The organism is Anaerorhabdus sp., from assembly GCF_036657415.1.
Lineage (GTDB): Bacteria > Bacillota_I > Bacilli_A > Erysipelotrichales > Erysipelotrichaceae > Anaerorhabdus.
This window is the reverse complement of the sequence record NZ_JAVXGL010000059.1, coordinates 9,486-12,209: the sequence shown is the minus strand read 5'-3', so window position 1 is coordinate 12,209 and position 2,724 is coordinate 9,486. Positions and strand designations below refer to the sequence as shown.

The 2,724-nt window shown below is 33.4% G+C and carries 3 protein-coding genes and 1 other annotated feature; of the genes, 2 read left to right on the top strand and 1 reads right to left on the bottom strand.

The window, feature by feature from the left end:
* Both RSB60_RS08525 and trpS read left to right on the top strand, forming a co-directional pair.
* Positions 1–1,176 (top strand): APC family permease (locus RSB60_RS08525; RefSeq protein WP_332615735.1); only part of this gene is annotated, 1,176 nt, incomplete at its 5' end.
* A gap of 7 nt (positions 1,177–1,183) precedes the next feature.
* Positions 1,184–1,387 (top strand) — a binding site (T-box leader).
* Between the two features lie 35 nt (positions 1,388–1,422).
* Positions 1,423–2,409, top strand: a complete 987-nt coding sequence (trpS, locus tag RSB60_RS08520) for a tryptophan--tRNA ligase (RefSeq protein ID WP_323381552.1) — start codon at positions 1,423–1,425, stop codon at positions 2,407–2,409.
* Between the two features lie 10 nt (positions 2,410–2,419).
* On the opposite strand, the gene RSB60_RS08515 is transcribed toward trpS, so the two are convergent.
* Positions 2,420–2,724 (bottom strand): YitT family protein (locus tag RSB60_RS08515; RefSeq protein ID WP_332615732.1); only part of this gene is annotated, 305 nt, incomplete at its 5' end.

The following is a 2,724-nucleotide window of genomic DNA, read 5'->3' as shown; positions in this document are numbered from 1 at the left end:
GCGCAATATTCATCAAATGATGATAAAATTGGTGGTCTTGTTTCATATTGTGAAATGAGTTGGGGAAAAACAATGGGTTTTCTCGCAGGTTGGTTTCAATCCGTAGTTTATTATCCTGCAATTATTGCAGTAATCGCTTGGGTTGCAGCTAATTATACTTTTGGTTTATTTGGTTTGGATAATTTATTAACAACGGGCACCTTTAATCCTGGTGTTTGGTTCCTCGCAATTGGATATTTAATTTTCTATTATATTGTGAATACATTTCAAACAAAGAAAGCTGGTCATTTTCAAGACTTTGCAATGTATGCTAAAATTTTAGCTCTTCTTGTTTTATCAATTGCTGGTTTAATCATTGGTAATCCAACACAAGTTATTGCATCAAGTCCAAGCTATACTACTTCAATGAATGGATTCTTAAATGCAGTAATCGCAGTGGCATTTGCTACTGATGGTTGGATGATTGCACCTAGTATCGCTCATGAAATTAAAGATCCAAAAAAGAATCTTACAAAAGCACTAATATTTGCTCCATTAGTTATCATTGCAATCTATCTTCTATACTTCATAGGCGTATGCGCTTTTGTAGGACCAGATGCTTTACTTGCAGGAGTTGATCCAATTTCTACAATTTCAAATGCTCTTTTTGGACCATGGGGAATTAAAATTGTATTATTATTTATTGTCATTTCAGTATTAGGAACATTAAATGGTTTAATCTTAGGTTATATCCGTACACCTTATGCCTTAGCTGTTCGTGGAGAATTACCTTTCAGCGAAAAAATCGCAAAGATTAACACAAAATCTGATACACCTATAAATGCTAGTATCTTTGCATTTTTGTTTTCAATACTTTATCTTTTATTCCACTTCCTAACACTTGATGGATCTGCTGTTTATAATTTTAATTTATTAGATGGCTTAGCAGTTGATGACTTACCAATTGTTATGAATTATCTCTTCTTATGCTTTATGTATTTCGGTGTGTTACTGCGACCTGATAAAGTTAAAGCATCCTCATTTTGGGGACGTTATGTATTTCCGATACTTGCAATTCTAGGTTCATTCATCATTCTCTACGGAGGTGTATCACGACCTAAATTCAACATCTACATGGGTGCAACAATTGTAATAATCTTAATCGGGCTATTGATTCGTCGCAAAAAAAGTGCTTAAATAGTTGTATAAAGCTAGGAAAAAGCAAAAGTAATTTAAAATTATTTGTTTAGAGATATGATGGCTGGTGAAAATCATACGATAATTTAAATGAATTGGGGCTTTGGAGCAGAGTTGGCATCAGTCAATTACGGAACTAAACCGTTATTTAGAAGTGATTCTATTTTTAAATAGAATAATTAAGGTGGTACCACGCTAAAGCGTCCTTTTCTAAGGATGCTTTTTTAATTTAAAGGAGAAATAAAAATGAAAAGAATGTTAAGCGGTATTAAACCAAGTGGACAATTAACACTAGGTAATTACATCGGAGCTCTTAAAAACTTCGTGAACTATCAAAATGATTATGAAATGATTGTGTTTATCGCAAATCTTCATTGCATTACAGTCCCACAAGAACCAGCGGAATTGAGAAAAAATCTTAAAGATGCAATTGCATTATATTTAGCATGTGGTCTTGATCCTGAAAGAAGTACCATCTTTCTTCAATCTGATGTTATGGAACATGCTCAACTTGGATTTATCATGTGCTGTAATACTTACATGGGCGAATTAAACCGTATGACTCAATTTAAAGATAAACAAGTAAAAGGAGAAACTAATCTCTCTGGTGGGCTTTACACCTACCCTTCACTTATGGCGGCTGATATTTTAATTTATGATCCTGATTACGTTCCTGTAGGAGAAGATCAAAAACAACATGTGGAATTAGCTCGTGACTTAGCAGCACGTTTCAATAATCGTTATGGTGAAATTTTTAAATTACCTGAACCATTAGTTCCAACCGTTGGTAAGCGAATTATGTCATTAAGTGATCCAACAAAGAAAATGAGTAAATCAGATAAAGGTGATAAAGGCTGTATTTATCTTTTAGATGACTTGAATGTTGCACGCAAAAAGATTATGTCTGCAGTTACTGATAATTTTGCAAAAGTTGCCTTTGATCCAATAAATCAACCAGGTGTATCAAACCTTTTAGAAATTATGTCTGTATTATCTGGTGAGCCTATCGACAGTATTGTAAAACGCTTTGAGAATAGTGGTTACGGTGATTTCAAAAAAGCGGTTGCAGATGTTGTTGTTGCAGAGCTTGATAAAATTCAAACACGCTACCGTGATATTATCGCAAGCGGTGAAGTTGAACGAGTTTTACAAGAAGGTAGTGAAAAAGCACGCAAAATTGCTTATAAAAAATTAATGAAAGTACAAAAAAAGATTGGTATCGAAATTCGATAACCAATCTTTTTTACTCTAGTGGTTTTTGATAATAGTTACCAAATATTCTTTCTGATGTCGCTACATTAATAAAGGCTTTTGGATCAACCATACGAATCGAATCAACAACTTCAGGTACTTGATAAGCATTTAATGTCATAAATAGGAAACATTTAGGCTCATGTGAATAAGCTCCTTCACCCCAAAGTTTAGTAATACCATGACGTGTTGTTCTAAAAATAGCATCACATACCTCATCAGGAATTGTTGTTATAATGTAGAGATTTTTTAATTTATATCTAGTATGCATTTCGTTGATAATCTGAGTACTACAAA